General features: G+C 69.3%; 16 protein-coding genes and 1 pseudogene. 13 read left to right on the forward strand and 4 right to left on the reverse strand.

All coding sequences use genetic code 11. The annotated features are described in order from the left end of the window. The 4 genes and pseudogenes from ACWDX9_RS48110 to ACWDX9_RS48125 form a co-directional block, all read left to right on the forward strand. A pseudogene (locus ACWDX9_RS48110) lies at nucleotides 1-754 on the forward strand (hypothetical protein); the annotation flags it as partial. A gap of 202 nt (nucleotides 755-956) precedes the next feature. Further along, nucleotides 957-1340, forward strand: coding sequence for a VOC family protein (locus ACWDX9_RS48115; protein WP_449967502.1), 384 nt, complete (start codon nucleotides 957-959; stop codon nucleotides 1338-1340). 18 nt (nucleotides 1341-1358) lie between these two features. Beyond that, nucleotides 1359-1664, forward strand: coding sequence for a DUF1905 domain-containing protein (locus ACWDX9_RS48120; RefSeq protein WP_449967505.1), 306 nt, complete (start codon nucleotides 1359-1361; stop codon nucleotides 1662-1664). 199 nt (nucleotides 1665-1863) lie between these two features. Beyond that, complete coding sequence (locus tag ACWDX9_RS48125; protein ID WP_449967508.1) at nucleotides 1864-2424, forward strand: hypothetical protein; 561 nt, start codon at nucleotides 1864-1866, stop codon at nucleotides 2422-2424. Between the two features lie 276 nt (nucleotides 2425-2700). Here the strand turns inward: ACWDX9_RS48125 and ACWDX9_RS48130 are convergent, their stop codons facing one another. After that, the gene (locus tag ACWDX9_RS48130) at nucleotides 2701-3348 is read right to left on the reverse strand and encodes an MOSC domain-containing protein (protein ID WP_449967510.1); all 648 of its coding nucleotides are present in this window, start codon (nucleotides 3346-3348) and stop codon (nucleotides 2701-2703) included. Nucleotides 3349-3567: 219 nt separating this feature from the next. Continuing rightward, nucleotides 3568-3927 carry a metallopeptidase family protein gene (locus tag ACWDX9_RS48135; RefSeq protein WP_221519419.1) on the reverse strand — a complete coding sequence of 120 codons (360 nt, stop codon included), beginning with the start codon at nucleotides 3925-3927 and terminating at the stop codon, nucleotides 3568-3570. Between the two features lie 517 nt (nucleotides 3928-4444). Between ACWDX9_RS48135 and ACWDX9_RS48140 the strand changes: the two genes are divergently transcribed. Genes ACWDX9_RS48140 through ACWDX9_RS48160 form a run of 5 tightly spaced genes read left to right on the forward strand, consistent with a single transcriptional unit; the run spans nucleotide 4445 to nucleotide 8455 of the window. Further along, nucleotides 4445-4813: a DUF3499 domain-containing protein gene (locus ACWDX9_RS48140; protein WP_106236645.1), complete on the forward strand. Its 369-nt coding sequence runs from the start codon at nucleotides 4445-4447 to the stop codon at nucleotides 4811-4813. Between the two features lie 43 nt (nucleotides 4814-4856). Beyond that, nucleotides 4857-6206, forward strand: a complete 1350-nt coding sequence (locus tag ACWDX9_RS48145) for a phosphomannomutase/phosphoglucomutase (RefSeq protein WP_449967515.1) — start codon at nucleotides 4857-4859, stop codon at nucleotides 6204-6206. Further along, complete coding sequence (locus tag ACWDX9_RS48150; protein WP_185070977.1) at nucleotides 6203-6370, forward strand: Trm112 family protein; 168 nt, start codon at nucleotides 6203-6205, stop codon at nucleotides 6368-6370. Before ACWDX9_RS48145 ends, ACWDX9_RS48150 begins: the two co-directional genes overlap by 4 nt. Further along, nucleotides 6367-7473, forward strand: a complete 1107-nt coding sequence (locus ACWDX9_RS48155) for an SIS domain-containing protein (protein ID WP_449967518.1) — start codon at nucleotides 6367-6369, stop codon at nucleotides 7471-7473. Before ACWDX9_RS48150 ends, ACWDX9_RS48155 begins: the two co-directional genes overlap by 4 nt. Before the next feature lie 49 nt (nucleotides 7474-7522). Then, on the forward strand, nucleotides 7523-8455 hold the full coding sequence (locus tag ACWDX9_RS48160) for a cation diffusion facilitator family transporter (RefSeq protein WP_350728389.1): 933 nt from the start codon (nucleotides 7523-7525) through the stop codon (nucleotides 8453-8455). A gap of 3 nt (nucleotides 8456-8458) precedes the next feature. Here ACWDX9_RS48160 and ACWDX9_RS48165 read toward each other — a convergent pair whose 3' ends face one another. Further along, a complete protein-coding gene (locus ACWDX9_RS48165) occupies nucleotides 8459-10165 on the reverse strand; it encodes a phosphatidylglycerol lysyltransferase domain-containing protein (protein ID WP_449967521.1) in 1707 nt (568 codons plus the stop codon). A gap of 77 nt (nucleotides 10166-10242) precedes the next feature. Between ACWDX9_RS48165 and ACWDX9_RS48170 the strand changes: the two genes are divergently transcribed. Further along, on the forward strand, nucleotides 10243-11319 hold the full coding sequence (locus ACWDX9_RS48170; protein ID WP_449967523.1) for an alpha/beta hydrolase: 1077 nt from the start codon (nucleotides 10243-10245) through the stop codon (nucleotides 11317-11319). 4 nt (nucleotides 11320-11323) lie between these two features. On the opposite strand, the gene ACWDX9_RS48175 is transcribed toward ACWDX9_RS48170, so the two are convergent. After that, nucleotides 11324-11662: a MerR family transcriptional regulator gene (locus ACWDX9_RS48175; RefSeq protein WP_192790205.1), complete on the reverse strand. Its 339-nt coding sequence runs from the start codon at nucleotides 11660-11662 to the stop codon at nucleotides 11324-11326. 102 nt (nucleotides 11663-11764) lie between these two features. Here ACWDX9_RS48175 and ahcY point away from each other — a divergent pair, with 102 nt between their 5' ends. The 3 genes from ahcY to ACWDX9_RS48190 all read left to right on the forward strand — a co-directional run bounded on the left by ahcY (nucleotide 11765) and on the right by ACWDX9_RS48190 (nucleotide 15651). Then, on the forward strand, nucleotides 11765-13192 hold the full coding sequence (gene ahcY / locus ACWDX9_RS48180; protein ID WP_364242931.1) for an adenosylhomocysteinase: 1428 nt from the start codon (nucleotides 11765-11767) through the stop codon (nucleotides 13190-13192). 193 nt (nucleotides 13193-13385) lie between these two features. Further along, a complete protein-coding gene (locus tag ACWDX9_RS48185; RefSeq protein ID WP_449894033.1) occupies nucleotides 13386-14621 on the forward strand; it encodes an adenosylhomocysteinase in 1236 nt (411 codons plus the stop codon). Nucleotides 14622-14742: 121 nt separating this feature from the next. Beyond that, the gene (locus ACWDX9_RS48190; protein ID WP_350728395.1) at nucleotides 14743-15651 is read left to right on the forward strand and encodes a WXG100-like domain-containing protein; all 909 of its coding nucleotides are present in this window, start codon (nucleotides 14743-14745) and stop codon (nucleotides 15649-15651) included. Nucleotides 15652-15833 lie beyond the last annotated feature (182 nt).

A 15833-nucleotide genomic window follows, 5' to 3' on the forward strand; every position in this document is an offset into this window, starting at 1 on the left:
TACCCCGCCATCACTACCCTCTGGCCCGCCCCGCCGCTCTTCCGATCTGGCGTACCTGGCCACCCGGCACGTCATCCCGGCGGTGCCCGCGCGGGCCTGGGCGGCGGGGACGTACGCGCTGCTGCCCGTCGCGACGGGAGCGATCGCGGCCGGACGGCTGGGCACCGCGGTGGTGTTCGTGCTGGTGCCGCTCTACGCCTCGCTCGGGACGGTGGTGCTGTCCGGCGAACGCCGCCGCGCCCGCCGGGCCGCGTGGGCGCTCGGGCTGCTGCTGGCCGTGGGGACGGCGTTCGCGCCCCTGGTCTATCCGCTGTTCGCCGTGCTGGGGGTGCTGGCGGCCGTCGCGTTCCGCGGAGCGGTGACCTCGATGGCCATCGCGCTCGCGGTGCCTCTGGTGCTGCTCTTCCCCTGGCTGGCGGGGCTGGTGACGTCTCCGGACAAGATCCTGCTGGAAGCGGGGCTGCACGATCCCGCCCTGGTGGACGCCGCGCTCGCCCCCGAGTCGCTGCTGGCGCTCAGCCCGGGAGGGCCGGGGCTGCCGCCGTTCTGGGTGACCGGGGGCCTGGTGGCCACCGCCCTGGCCGCGCTCCTCATGCGCCGCCAGCGGATGATCGTCGCCATCGGCTGGGGCATCACCCTGTACGGGTGCTGGCGGCGATCCTGGTCAGCCGCGTCACCGTCGAAGGCGCACGGGCCTGGCCCGGGGTCCCGCTGGCGTTCGCGGGGACCGGGCTGGTGGTCCTCGTGGGCCTGACCGCCCACCGGCTGGCCGAACTCCGTGCTGTCCTCCTGCTCTACCCGGCGGGCTGACCATGACGGTCCCGCTGCTCCTCAACGCTCTTCCCCGGGCCCTGTACAGCTCAGCGCTCGCGTCGTCATCTCACCTCGACGTCCCGCGATGACTTTCAGGCGGTTCGCGAGTCCAACCAGGTGAACCGAATGACAGGAGGTCCGAAGTGGGTGAGCAAGTGGCTACCGGGGTCACCGGCGTCAGGACCGTCGGCGTTCCCGTCACCGACCAGGACCGTGCCGTCGAGTTCTATGTGGGCACACTGGGACTGGAGAAGCGGCTGGACGCGCCCGTCGAACAGCTCGGCGGGCGATGGATCGAGGTGGCGCCGCCGGGAGCGACGACCACGATCGCACTGATCCTGGCGGCTCCCGGGACGGCGGTCGGCGTCGAGACGGGCATCCGGCTCGGCACGGTGGACGCGGCGTCCCTGCACAAGGAGCTGGTGGAGCGCAAGGCCGACGTGGACGAGCTGCTGCGGTGGGAGGGCGTCCCGCCGATGTTCGCCCTCCGTGACCCGGACGGCAACGGCCTTGAGATCGTCGAATAGCGGAGAGGGGAACCTGCGATGAGTGGCGCTACGCGAGCGGTTGACGTGGTCCAGGAGCTGGACAAGGAGTTCACCGCGACACTGGTGAAGAGCCCGAACAAGGGTGGGTGGACGTACGTCGTGATGCCCGGGTCCGCCGAGTTCTTCGGCACCCGGGGACTGGTGAAGATCCGGGGGACCATCGACGGTCACCCGCTCCGGAGCTCGTTCATGGCTCTGGGGGACGGCACGCACAAGCTGCCGGTGAAGAACGACGTACGGGAGCTGATCGGGAAGGGGCCTGGGGACAGCGTCACCATTCGCCTGCTGGAACGGATCAAGTAACGGGCTGCGGGGAGTGCGAGTGTCTGTCGACCTCCTTCGGCTCGGCTGCCCCGGGCTGCATCTCCAGCCTTTGCGGTCCAGAGGACGGTAACCAGTCCGGGCCCTTGTCTCCATCCTGGTCCGACCGGTCAACGGGACAGGTGGGAGGTTTCCGCCGAAGTCCGGCAGTCGATGGCGACCGCCTGACCGGCCAACTTCCATGGGTGTCATCCGGCTGGGCGCCCCGCGGAACCTGCACGCCGACATTGGCATCCAATGGCGCATGAACGTACGTCGCCTCATATATTCGACCGCTCTCGCAGCCCCGGTTCTGTACGCCGCGGTCAACATGACCGCGCTCCAGCTGATCGCCCATCCGACGGGAGAACTCAATCCCTGGTACGAAGAGCCATGGAATGACATGCTGCTGGAGCAGGAGGTCACGCATGCGCGGCATGTGACGCTCGGCATCACCCTGGTCCTGGCCGCCGAGGCGGTTCTCATCGCCGTGCTCGACCGGCTGAACCGTCGATCACCCTCCAGGTCCACCGTGCCGACCGGAGTCTGGTTCATCCTGTACGAGCTGACTCTGGTCATGGGGGTGCTGCTCTCTCCCCTGACGCGGTTTTGGCTGCTCAATGACGATGGCGATCTTGAGATGATGGCTCCCGAGTGGCATTCTCCCGCGTTGATCGCCATTCCCGTCCTCACTCTTATAGGCCTGATCGCTTGGATGTCCGGCCCGCCGGATGCCGTACCGGGTCCGCGTGATGAGCGGTGAGGAGGTCAGCGTGCCTTGGGGAAGGCGGCGCGCAGGCTGGATCCGTTGACGATGAAGGCGACCGCGGTGCACGAGATCTCCGGCCGATCGGCCCCACATGAACGAGCCGCACGGCCGTTGTTCGCCACCTGAGGACCCACCGCGCATTCCTCGGCTACGACCAGGCGTTGGAGCAGGGACTGGCTGATAGCCACCGGTGAAACCAAGGGAAGCGCACCCAAAACGGGCTCTCTGTCCCTCACCCCGCCGGCGCGGGCGATCCCCTGAAGCCGACCTCTATGCGGAGCGCCTGCGTACCGATTCCTTGTCCTCTGGCGGCAGGGCCTCGGCGACCAGCAGCCGCGGCAGTAGTTCCGGCTCCAAGGTCATCGCACGGAAGACCAGCGCGACGGTCACATCATGATCGGGCCGGTGCGCGATCTCGACCGGGTCACCGGCGCGGATATCACCGGGCTCGATCACGCGCAGATACGCGCCCGGCCGTGCGGCCTGTGTGAAACGCTTGATCCAGCCGTCCCGTTCCAGCCAGCCCTGGAAGGTCCCACACGGGATCCGCGCGCACGACACCTCCAGGACGACGTCCGGCCCGATCCGCCAACGCTCACCGATCAGGGCGCCGTTGACGTCCAGACCCAGACTTGTGAGGTTCTCGCCGAAGACGCCGTTGGTGAGCGGCCTGCCCAACTCGGCCTCCCAGGTGTCGAGATCCTCGCGGGCGTACGCGTAGACGGCCTGGTGAACCCCGCCATGGTGCTTCACGTCGTACACCCGATCGCCGGCGAGACCGACCTCACCGGTGCCCTTCGGGCCCGGGGCTCTCACAGCGACTGGGCCGTGGACGGGCCGCTTGTCGATGCCCGTCGCGCTCAGGCCCTTCCAGGGGTTGGGGCGGGGCCTGCCGATGTTGACGGAGAGGAGCCTCATAAGGAGTGACGGTACGGCCCTTATCCACGCTCTCGCGACCGATTTCTCCTGGACCCCTTGAAGGCTTCTCGTCGCGGGCCCCCACAGGGCGCCGGCCGAGGTCCCCACCGCGCGAGGACCGCGCTTTCAGGAGAGGGGTGGGTCTCCTTGGGAGGCGATCCGGGCGAAGCGTCCCCCGTGCGAGGATCGCGCCGTTTGTCCCGGGGATCCGTACGGGGCTCAGCGGCGGTCGTCGTAGCCGGGGTCGACGGTTTCGGGGGAGAGGCCCAGGAGAGTGGCCACTTGTTCCACCACCGTGTCGTGGACCATGGCGCCCAGGGTGTCCCGGTCTCTGGCGCGTGCTTCGAGCGGGCGGCGGTAGACCACGATCGACGCCGGGTTCTGGCCGGTTGCGGCGTCGGCGCGGCCGAAAGGGATCGGGTCGGTGCCCAGGCTCGGGCCGTCGCCGAGCTCGCTCAGCGGCGGGACCTCTTCCACCGCGAACTCCACCGCCGACAGCTGGCGTTCCCAGCGGGGGCGGAGGCGGTCGACCGCGTCCAGCACGAGGTCGTCGAAGCGCTCGCTCCGGGACTTGGCCATGGGCACGTGGGAGGGAGCGAGCGGGCCGCGGAGGCCACGACCGTGGCGATCGCGCCGTCTGGGACCGCGCTTCTGTGTCACGCAAGCAAGTGTACGGGGATGGCCTGTCGATTCTGAGGAACGGTGTCACCTCTCCGCGCCTCTGGGTGATGTTCCGAGGTTCTGGGTGATTGCCGGCGCCGTGAGAGGTCGTGGGGCGCTGAGGCGTTGGCCGTAGCCCGGCGTTCGGGTGGGGTGTCGGGGTGTCGGTCGTGTTCCGGCGTTCGGGTGCGCCGGGGTGCGTGATCTCTGGGGGTGGGGTGCGGCGTTGCCGCTCCCCACCACGCGTTGATCCCCTTAGGCTTCTGAGGAAGCGTCACCGCTCACCACCTCTACGTGATCCCCCAAGGTCCGGAGGGCCGGTGTCTTCGGGGCATGTGGGTGGAAAGGCTGCGACAGGTGTCCGAATTGTGGCGACACGCTCGTTAAGAGCGCTCAGATAGTGGCGCCTCGCACACTTACCAGATACGGTCCCTCCGTGAGCCCCGTCCGCCGCTGTTCCCGCACCGCCTGCAGTCAGCCTGCCGTCTTCACGCTCACGTACGTATACGCCGACTCGACCGCTGTTCTCGGCCCCCTGGCGACGTACGCGGAGCCACACTGTTACGACCTGTGCGCCGAACATGCCGAGCGGTTGACCGCTCCCCGAGGCTGGGAAGTGGTACGCCTGCCGACGGACGGCGCCTCCCCGAGTTCCGACGACCTCGAGGCGCTGGCCAACGCGGTCAGGGAGGCCGCGCGGCCCACGCCGTCCGGCGGCGGTGAGCCGGTCGGTCAGGGCGTGGAGGTCGGTCGCAGGGGGCACCTGCGCGTTCTGAGGTCGGCTCAGCAGCACCGCGACCGGTAGGCTCGATTACGCCGGAGAATCGACCCAAGGGCGGAGCTGGAGAGTGGGCGACCTCGCCAAGATCTTCAAAGCGTACGACGTTCGCGGAGTGGTGCCCGAGGAGCTCGACGAGCCGACCGCCGAGGCCGTGGGGGCCGCCTTCGTCGAAGTGACCGGGGCCGAGTCGATCGTGGTCGCGCACGACATGCGCGAGTCCTCGGTTCCGCTGGCAGAGGCGTTCGTCAGGGGCGCCCGTTCGCGTGGCGCCGACGTGGTGCACGCCGGGCTGGGTTCCACCGATCTGCTCTACTACGCCAGCGGCAGCCTGGGGCTGCCCGGGGTGATGTTCACCGCCAGCCACAACCCCGCCCGCTACAACGGCATGAAGATGTGCCGGGCCGGTGCGGTGCCGATCGGCGGCGACACGGGGCTCATCGACATCCGTGACCGGGCCGCCGAGCTGGTGGGCGTCACGGCCACGCCCGGCGGGTCGGTGATCGAGAAGGACCTGCTGCAGGGCTACGCCGACCACCTGCGCACGCTCGTCGACCTGTCGCGCATCCGGCCGCTCAAGGTGGTCGTCGACGCGGGCAACGGCATGGGCGGGCACACCGTCCCGGCCGTGTTCGAGGGGCTGCCGATCGAGCTGACGCCGCTCTACTTCGAGCTGGACGGCGACTTCCCCAACCACGAGGCCAACCCCATCGAGCCGCAGAACCTCCTCGATCTCCAGCGGGCCGTGGTCGAGAGCGGGGCGGACCTGGGGCTGGCGTTCGACGGTGACGCCGACCGGTGCTGGGTGATCGACGAGCAGGGGCGGTCGGTCTCGCCGTCGGCCGTCACGGCGCTGGTCGCGACGCGGGAGCTGGCCAAACATCCCGGCTCGACGATCATTCACAACCTGATCACGTCGCTGGCCGTCCCCGAGATCGTGCGCGAGCAGGGCGGGGTGCCCGTGCGCACGCGCGTCGGGCACTCGTTCATCAAGGCCGAGATGGCCCGTACGGGAGCCGTCTTCGGCGGTGAGCACTCGGCCCACTACTATTTCCGCGACTTCTGGTTCGCCGACTCCGGGATGCTGGCGGCGCTGCACGTGCTGGCCGCGCTGGGCGAGCAGGAGCGCCCGCTGTCGGAGGTGGTGGGGGTCTACTCGCGCTACCACGCCTCCGGCGAGGTCAACAGCACCGTGGCGGACCAGGCCGACGCGTTGCGGCGGGTGCGGGAGGCGTTCGCGGCGCGGGGGGAGTTCGACGAGCTCGACGGGCTGACCGTGACCGGGCCGGGCTGGTGGTTCAATGTGCGGGCGTCCAACACCGAGCCGCTGCTCAGGCTGAACGCCGAGGCGGCCGACGAGAGCACAATGAGGGCGATCAGGGACGAGGTCCTCGCCATCGTGGGAAGGGTGTCAGAGTGAAGATCGACGACTGGCTGCTGGAGATCCTGGCCTGTCCGGCGTGCAAGGCTGCCTTGCGTGCCGAGAACGAGGCCGAGGAGCTGGTCTGCACGGGCTGCGGCCTGATCTATCCGGTACGGGATGACATCCCCGTCCTGCTCGTCGACGAGGCCAGGAAGCCGTGACCTGGGAGCCGGAGCGGCTCGACGACCAGCGTCACCTCAGCGAGGCGGATCCCGGCGGGATGCTGCCGGCGGTCGCCTCCTCGGCGGCGCACGTACGCACCGGCTACCGCACCGCGGTCGAGGCCCGCGTCGGCCGCCTGGCCGACCACGGGCGCCCGCGCGCCATCGTGGTCGCGGGCATGGGCGGCTCGGGCATCGTCGGCGACATCCTGGCGGCGATCGTCGGCAACGGCGCGCCGCTGCCGATCGTCACACTGCGCTCCTCCCAGCTCCCCGGCTGGGTGGGCGCCACCGACCTGGTCGTGGCCGTGTCCGGCTCCGGCGACGCCGAGGAGACGGTGTCCGTCGCCACCCAGGCGGTCCGGCGCGGTTGCGCGCTGCTCGGCGTGGGCGCCCCCGGCTCCCCGCTGGAGGCCGTCGCCACCCAGGCCTCGGCGATCTACGTGCCGGTGCCGGCCACCGGCCCGTCCAGGGCGAGCCTGTGGCTGCTGGCCGCTCCGGTCATCGTGGCCGCCGCCGCGCTGCGGCTCGTCCAGGCCGACGCCGACCTGTTCGAACGGGTGGCCAAGACGCTGGAGGACATGGCGCACCGGTGCCGGCCGTCCAGCGAGTCGTTCATCAACCCCGGCAAGTCGCTCGCCATGGATCTGGCCGAGAGCGTGCCGATGATCTGGGGGTCGTCGCCCGTCGCGTCGGTGGCGGCGTACCGGCTGGCCTGCCAGCTCAACACCAACGCGAAATACCCCGCGGTCCACGGCGAGCTGCCCGAGGCCGGCCACAACCAGGTCGAGGTCTTCGACGGGCCGCTGGCCGAGCGCGACATCTTCGCCGACACCGCCGGGCGCACGCTCCGGCTCGTGGTGCTGCGCGACGTCGAGGAGCATCCCCAGGTGACGCGGCGGCGCGAGACGTCGGTACGGCTGGCGCGGGAGCGCGACGTGCCGGTGACGGAGCTGTCGGCGGAGGGCGAACATCCGCTGGAACGGATGGCCACGCTGATCGCGCTCGGCGACTACGCGAGCACGTATCTGGCCCTCGGATATGCCATCGATCCGACCCCTGTGTCAGCGATCACTGAGCTGAAGGCCAGAATTTCGCAATAGGATCCCTTTTCAGGCCTTTGTACGTGATCTTTATGAGTGGAGAAGACCGGTGAGCGCGAGCGGCGGTACTAAAGCGATCATTGCGGCCTTGACAGCGAACCTGGCAATCGCCGTTTCCAAATTCGTGGCCGCGTTCTTCACCGGGTCGTCCTCGATGCTGGCGGAGGGCATTCACTCGGTCGCCGACTCGGGCAACCAGGTGCTGCTGCTGGTGGGCGGCAAGCGGGCGGCCAGGGCCAGCACGAAGGAACACCCGTTCGGCTACGGTCGCGAACGTTACTTCTACGCCTTCGTGGTGGCCGTCGTGCTGTTCACGATCGGCGCGGCGTTCTCGATTTACGAGGGCATCCACAAGCTCTCCGCTCCGGAGCCGGTGGAGGCGCCGATCTGGGCGTTCGCGGTGCTGATCTTCGCGATCATCGCCGAGGGTTTCTCGTTCCGCACGGCCATCAAGGAGTCGAACGCCGTACGCGGCAAGCTGTCGTGGGTCGCGTTCGTCCGCCGGTCCAAGTCGCCCGAGCTGCCGGTCATCCTCCTGGAGGACCTGGGCGCGCTGCTCGGTCTGATCTTCGCGCTGTTCGGCGTGACGATGGCGGTCATCACCGGTGACGGCACCTGGGACGGCATCGGCACCCTGATGATCGGCGTGCTGCTGGCCGTGATCGCGGTGGTGCTGGCCATGGAGACCAAGTCGCTGCTGGTCGGCGAGGGCGCCACCCCCGAGATGGAGGCCCAGATCCGGTCCGCGCTGGAGGGCTCGCCCGAGGTGGCCAGGGTCATCCACATGCGCACGCTGCACCTCGGCCCCGAGGAGTTGCTGGTGGCGGCCAAGATCGCGGTGGCGTACAACGACACGGCGGCCGAGGTCGCGAAGGGCATCGACGAGGCCGAGCGGCGCATCCGCGAGGCCGTGCCGATCGCCCGCGTGATCTACCTGGAGCCCGACCTGGACCGCCTCCGCAGCAGCACCTCCGCCTCCTGACGTTCACGACGTGAGCTGGGCCGGGCGGAGGCGCGGGAGGCGCAGCCGGAGCCTGCGGGGCCGGCCCAGGGTGATGAACGCCTCGGCCTGCAACGCCGAGACACCGATGCGGGGCAGGTCGCGGGCGTTCGGATAGACCACGAAGCGGGGCTCCCAGATCGGCCGGAACTTGGCGTTGAACCGGTACAGCGACTCGATCTGGAACCAGTGCGACAGGAAGATCAGCAACGCCCGCCACGCCCGCAGCACCGGTCCGGCCCCGAGGCGCTCCCCGCGGGCCAGGACCGCGCGGAACATGGCGAAGTTCAGTGAGACCTGCGTGATGCCCAGGGCCGGCGCGGCCTGGAGGGTCTTGACGATCAGGAACTCGTTGAGCCCCGGATCGGCGCCGCGGTCGCGCCGCATCAGGTCGAGCGAGATGCCGTGCGGCCCCCACGGCACGAAGTGCAGCACGGCCTTGAGCTCGCCGTCCTTGTGGGCGGTGGTCACCAGGCACTGGGAGTCGGCCGGGTCGCCGAAGCGGCCGAGCGCCATGGAGTAGCCGCGCTCGGTCTCGGTGCCGCGCCAGGAGTCGGCCGCCTGCTGGACGCCTTCGCGCTCCTGGCCGGTCAGGTCGGCGCTGCGGCGCACGTGGCACGTGTAGCCGTTCCGCTCGGTCCTGTTGACCATCTGGCGGACGTTGCGCATGGCGCGGCCCTCCAGCGTGAAGTCGGCGACCTCGACGATGGCCTCGTCGCCGATCTCCAGCGCGGACAGCTTGGCCTCGCGCGTCCACACCTCGCCGCCGATCTCGCCGCAGCCGATGACGGCGGGCACCCAGGCGTGCCGCCTGGCCTCGTTCATGAACACCTTGATCGCCGCCGGCCACGCCTCGCGGTCGCCGATCGGGTCGCCGCTGGCCAGCATGACCCCGGACACGACGCGATAGGCGATGGCCGCCTTCCCCGAGGGGGAGAACAGCACGCTCTTGTCCCGCCGCAGCGCGAAGTAGCCGAGCGAGTCGCGTTCGCCGTGCTGGGCGAGCAGGGCGCGCAGGCGCCGCTCGTCGTCCTCGGTGAGCTCGGCGGCCGGGCGCTCGGGGCGCAGCGCCAGGTAGAGCGTGGAGACGGCGGTGAGCGTGCCGAGCGCGACCAGGGAGAAGTAGACCAGGTCAGAGATTCGCTCGACGGTGAACGTCACCGGGCCCTCGATCCCGACCAGGCCGAGCAGGACGTGTTCGAGGCGGTCGAGCACGCTCGGACGGCCCATGATCACGTGCGGGCGGGCGCTGATGATGAGGTAGCCGAGGCCCACGTCGATGGCGCCGAGCACGAGCAGGTTCCCCAGGGCGCGCCAGCGCGAGCGCGGGTCGGGCAGCGCGGAGAACTCGCTCCTGCCCCACACGAGCAGGACCAGCAGGGCGAGGCTGATCACGGCCGAGGCCGGACGCAGGTGGACGACGCTCACGACGGCGCTCACCGGGAGCAGCAGCACGACCGCGCGCCAGGCGCGCACCTTCCCGCGGCGCAGCGCGTGCGCGAGCATGATCAGCATGATGCCGACGACCAGGGAGGACGCTCGGGCGAAGGTCGTGACGATGCCCGGCAAGATGTCCGTCCACACACCCACGCGGCTGTGCTCGAAACGGGGGAACACCGCCTTGCTGATGTCCAGCAGGCCGACCACCAGAGACGCGTAGGCGGCGACGGCACGAATCCAGGAGCGCTTCACACTCCGAGATTGAAGACCCGGCCGGGTAATCTCCATGTTAACTCCCTGCTTACGGCCCTCCCTGTATTCCATGCCTCATGGGACTGAACTCAATCGGCCTGCTGGTCACCTTCTCGGTGCTGGCGGTGGCGGCGCTGGCGACCACGGTGTGGCTGTGGCCACGGCTGAGCGCGGCGCGCCTGAGCGCCGTGCTGGGCCGGGTGGGCGCGCTGGCCGTCTGCCAGGCGTTCACGCTGGCCGCCCTGGGTCTGGCGGTGAACCAGTACTTCGCCTTCTACAGCTCTTGGAACGATCTCCTGGGCACCGACACGGGGACGGCGCCGATCACGGTCGCCGCCTCGGGGCTGCAGGTGCTGAGCACCCGCTCGGTGCCGGGCGGGCGGATCGAACAGGTGATCATGCCGGGACCGTCCACGCGCCTGAGCGAGGAGGCGTATGTGTTCCTGCCCACGGCGTACCTGAAGCACACCACGGAGCGCTTCCCCGCGATCATCGCGCTCACCGGCTACCCGGGGGATCCGCGCAACCTCATGACCCGGCTCGACCTGCCCGGCCGGATGGCGAAGGCGATCGCCCAGCACCAGGTCAAGCCCACGGTCCTGGTCATGATGCGGCCCAGCGTGGTGCTGCCGCGCGACACCGAGTGCGTGGACGTGCCGGACGGGCCGCAGATCCAGGCGTACTTCGCGAACGACGTCAAACATGACATGACCACTCACTATCGGGTGGCGGAGGGCCGGGACTCGTGGGGCATCCTGGGCGGCTCGACCGGCGGCTACTGCGCGCTCAAGATCGTCATGAGCCATCCCGACCAGTTCTCGGCGGCGGTCTCGCAGTCGGGCTACTTCAAGACGATCGTCGACAACACCACCGGCGACCTGTTCCACGGGGACAAGTCGGTCGAACAGCGCAACGATCTGATGTGGCGGCTGGCCAACCTGCCCGCGCCGCCCGTGAACGTGCTCGTCACCAGCAGCAGGAAGGGGGAGAGCGACTATCCGGCGACCATGAGGTTCCTGAGCGCGGTGAAGCCGCCGATGCGGGCGTCCTCGCTGATCCTGCCCAGCGGCGGGCACAACTTCAACACCTGGAACCGCGAGCTCCCGCAGGCCCTCCCGTGGCTGGCCCAGCAACTCGTCACCCCCGCCGCCTGAATGGTCAGCGGCCGGAGGGGCGCAGGAGGCGCAGCGCCTTCTCCTTCTCGAAGTCCAGGGCCCTGCGCGGCACCTGGATCCGCCCGATCCGGATCCCGAGGTCGCGGACGGCCGCCGCCACCGTGGGCTCGCTGAGCACCCGCAGCGCGAAGGCCAGCTCCGCGGGTGAGACGTCGAACTGCTTCTCCAGCTCCACCCCCTGCGCCACCGCCGCCAGCTCGTCAGGCCCGAACCGCCGGTGCGCCCCCTGCTCCCGCACGGGCGGCAGCAGACCGAGTGCCTCCCGATATCGGAGCATTCGAGGGGACATGCCGAGCCGCTTCGCGGCCTCCGTGATACGCATTCTTACATTCTTACGTCAGTTTCGGCCGCCCCGAGATGCGCACCCCTCGTAGAGCCACCTAAACTCGTCGGGACAACCATCAGTGACGCGAGGGGAAACCCGATGGACTTCAAGGTCGCAGACCTTTCACTTGCCGACTTCGGCCGCAAGGAGATCCGGCTCGCCGAGCACGAGATGCCCGGCCTCATGGCGATTCGCAAAGAGTACGCGGCCTCCCAGCCCCTTCGCGGTGCGAAGATCATGGGCTCCCTGCACATGACGATCCAGACGGCCGTCCTCATCGAGACGCTCGTCGCGCTCGGCGCCGAAGTCCGCTGGGTCAGCTGCAACATCTTCTCCACGCAGGACCACGCCGCCGCCGCGGTGGTCGTCGGCCCCAATGGCACCACGGACGACCCGCAGGGCGTGCCGGTGTTCGCCTGGAAGGGCGAGACGCTGGAGGAGTACTGGTGGTGCACCGAGCAGGCCCTCACCTGGCCCGGCGGTGACGCGCCCAACATGATCCTCGACGACGGCGGCGACGCCACGCTGCTGGTGCACAAGGGCGCCGAGTACGAGAAGGCGGGCGCCGTGCCGGCCGCCACGGCCGACGACCCGGAGGAGTGGCACGTCATCATCGACCTGCTCACCCGCACGGTCGGCGACGACAAGCGGTGGACCAAGATCGCCGAGAGCATCAAGGGTGTCACCGAGGAGACCACGACCGGCGTGCACCGCCTCTACGAGATGCACAAGAACGGCCAGCTCCTCTTCCCGGCCATCAACGTCAACGACTCGGTCACCAAGTCGAAGTTCGACAACAAGTACGGCTGCCGCCACTCCGTCATCGACGGCCTCAACCGCGCCACCGACGTGCTCATCGGCGGCAAGGTGGCCGTGGTGTGCGGCTACGGCGACGTCGGCAAGGGCTGCGCCGACGCGCTGCGCGGCCAGGGCGCCCGCGTCATCGTCACCGAGATCGACCCGATCTGCGCGCTCCAGGCGGCCATGGACGGCTTCCAGGTGACCACGCTGGACGAGGTCGTCGGCATCGCCGACATCTTCGTGAGCTCCACCGGCAACTTCAACATCATCACCGCCGACCACATGGCGAAGATGAAGCACCAGGCGATCGTCTCCAACATCGGCCACTTCGACAACGAGATCGACATGGCCGGCCTCGCCAAGCAGCCCGGCATCACGAAGAACAACATCAAGCCGCAGGTCGACGAGTGGGTCTTCGCCGACGGCCACTCGATCATCGTCCTCGCCGAGGGCCGCCTGATGAACCTCGGCTGCGCCACCGGCCACCCGAGCTTCGTCATGTCCAACTCGTTCACCAACCAGGTGATCGCGCAGATCGAGCTGTTCGCGAAGACGGCCGAGTACCCGATCGGGGTCTACACGCTGCCCAAGCACCTGGACGAGAAGGTCGCCCGCCTGCACCTCGACGCCCTGGGCGTCAAGCTCACCGAGCTCACCAAGGAGCAGGCCGCCTACATCGGCGTCCACGTCGAGGGCCCCTACAAGCCCGACCACTACCGCTACTGATCTTTTTCCTTAGCTCCGGGAGGGTTCCTCGCCTCCCGGAGCTTTCCGCTATACCCCGTTTTTTACGGCTGCGCACGGTGGGCCGCACGCGCCGACGTCAGTGGCCGTCCGTCATGGCCGGTCGTGAAGGCTCACGGGTCGCTCGCCGTGACGACGCGTGTTCTTGGCCTTCTTCTTCGCTCAAAGGGCTGGCATGGATCTCTGGGAAAGTGGCGAGCGGCAGATCTCCTGGGCCGCTCGTTCGATGCCGGTGTTGACCGCGATCGGAGAGCGGTTCGGCATCGAACGGCCGCTGGACGGGCTGAAGATCGCCGCCTGCCTGCACGTCACCGCCGAGACGGCCGTACTGATGGGGGCGTTGAAGGCGGGCGGGGCCGAGATCGCGCTCGCCGCGTCCAACCCCCTGTCCACGCAGGACGACGTGGCCGAGGCGCTGCGTGTTTACGGAATCTCCGTGCACGCGCGGGCCGGCGTCGATCGGGCCACCTACTACCGGCACATCCACCAGGCGCTCGACCTCGAGCCCGACCTCGTGCTCGACGACGGCTGCGACCTGGTGAACATTCTCCACACCGAACGCACCGACCTGCTCGAACACGTCACGGGCGGCTGCGAGGAGACCACCACCGGGATCATCCGGCTGCGGCAGATGGCCGCCGAGGGCGCGTTGAGGTTCCCCGTCGTGGCGGTGAACGACACCCGCACCAAGCGCATGTTCGACAACCGCTACGGCACCGGACAGTCCACGCTGGACGGCATCATGCGCGCCACCAACACCATGCTGGCCGGGCGCACGGTGGTCGTGGCCGGGTTCGGGTTCTGCGGGCGGGGCGTGGCCGAGCGGGCCAAGGGGTTCGGCGCGCGGGTGATCGTGACCGAGATCGACGCCGTGAAGGCGCTCGACGCGACCCTCCAAGGGTATGAGGTCCGGCCCATGGCGCAGGCGGCGATGCTCGGCGACCTCTTCGTCACCGTGACCGGCAACCGCGACGTGATCAGGGCCGAGCACCTGTCGGTCATGAAGGACGGCGCGATCCTGGCCAACGCCGGGCACTTCGACGTGGAGATCGACGTGCGCGCGCTGGACGAGCTGGCCACCGAGGTGCATCGCGGGGTGCGGCCGAACACCGACGAGTACGTGCTGCCCGACGGCCGGCGGCTGCTGCTGCTCGCCGAGGGCCGGCTGGTCAACCTCACCGCCGCCGAGGGCCATCCCGCGGCCGTCATGGACATGTCGTTCTCCGCGCAGGCCCTGGCCGTGGTCTGGCTGGCCGGCGAGCGTTCCCGCCTCGATCCCGGCGTCTACGACGTCCCGGAGGAGATCGACCACGAGGTCGCCAAGCTGAAGCTGGCCGCGGCCGGGATCGGGATCGACGAGCTCACGCCCGAGCAGGAGGAGTATCTCCACTCCTGGAGGGTTGGCTCCTAGAGGGGCCAAAGGGGCCCGAGGGGCCCAAGGGGCCCCAGGGGGCTGTGGGGTTGGCGTGGCCGATGGTATTGCAGGATGATCGGATGATCCTGGTATGTCCGTTGGAGAAAGGGTCTGCCACGTGAGTCCATCCCCCAAGTCCCTTCCGATGGGAGGGTTCGCGTTCTCCGCCCTCGGTGTCGGCGCCGTGGTCCTGCAGATGCTGTCCGTCGCCTACCCCGACGGCGACCCGGCCAAGGCGCGCGAGGCCGCGCGCCTGTTGCGGCAGCTGGCCACGCGGGTGGACACGAGCCTGGACGACGTGGAGGACGTCGCGCGAACGGTGTGGCGGCCGCCCAGCTCCGGCGCGGGGGTCGACGCCTTCAGGAAATACTTCAACGAAGATCTCGCGCCCTATCCGCCGCACGTGTCCGCGTACCTCCGAGGGCTGGCCGACGCGGTCGACGACTACGCGGACATGCTGGAGCAGACCCAGCACGCGCTCCACACGATGGCCATGATCCAGTGGCTCGAGCTGCTGATGTTCTTCTGCTGGCCGGCCATCGACAAGAAGGTCCAGGTGCTGATCAACTGGGCGATGCGGAGGAGACAGGCCGGGCTGCTGCTCAAGCTGTTCAACCACGCGGTGGGCAAGCGCTTCATCTACGCCGTGGGCGGCAGCCTCGCCTACACGGCCCTCGACCAGCTGCTCGTCGACGGGGTCAAGCTGGGGCGCGGCGAGGACATGGGGTCGTGGGGCGACCGGGGCGAGTACATGGTGAAGAACTTCGCCGCGGCGATGGTCTTCTACCATGTGGATCCCGCCAATTTCGGGAAGGCCGCCAACCTGCTGCCGAAGAACAAGGCGGCGCAGAACGCCATCGTCTTCCTGACCGGGTCGTCCATCTTCACCACCACGGCGAACGCGCTCAACCGGCCCGGCGACGTGATCGACGATCCGGCCAGCCTGCTGCCCACCTGGGAGCAGATGCTCGCCAAGCTGGGGGTCGCCGCGGGCCAGGACCAGTTCAGGCGCTGGCGCGGATACTGACGGCTGGTGACCACGTAGCTAGTCCTGGCCGAAACGCCTGACCTCGTCGGCGAACGGGGTCAGGCCGTCCGTCATCATCCCGGCCATCTGCTTGGCCAGGTCCGCGGCGGCGTCGTTCGCGGCGGCGAGCACCGCCTCCGCCAGCGCGTCCGCGCCGAGCCGCATCGCCCGCGGGTCGATGC

The organism is Nonomuraea sp. NPDC003201, assembly GCF_053590415.1.

Coding starts and splice junctions, on each gene's coding strand:
- ACWDX9_RS48170 (WP_449967523.1), top strand. CDS start 10,243: ATGGGACTGAACTCAATCGGCCTGCTGGTCACCTTCTCGGTGCTGGCG.
- ACWDX9_RS48130 (WP_449967510.1), bottom strand. CDS start 3,348: ATGAGGCTCCTCTCCGTCAACATCGGCAGGCCCCGCCCCAACCCCTGG.
- ahcY (WP_364242931.1), top strand. CDS start 11,765: ATGGACTTCAAGGTCGCAGACCTTTCACTTGCCGACTTCGGCCGCAAG.
- ACWDX9_RS48120 (WP_449967505.1), top strand. CDS start 1,359: ATGAGTGGCGCTACGCGAGCGGTTGACGTGGTCCAGGAGCTGGACAAG.
- ACWDX9_RS48125 (WP_449967508.1), top strand. CDS start 1,864: ATGGGTGTCATCCGGCTGGGCGCCCCGCGGAACCTGCACGCCGACATT.
- ACWDX9_RS48175 (WP_192790205.1), bottom strand. CDS start 11,662: ATGCGTATCACGGAGGCCGCGAAGCGGCTCGGCATGTCCCCTCGAATG.
- ACWDX9_RS48185 (WP_449894033.1), top strand. CDS start 13,386: ATGGATCTCTGGGAAAGTGGCGAGCGGCAGATCTCCTGGGCCGCTCGT.
- ACWDX9_RS48135 (WP_221519419.1), bottom strand. CDS start 3,927: ATGGCCAAGTCCCGGAGCGAGCGCTTCGACGACCTCGTGCTGGACGCG.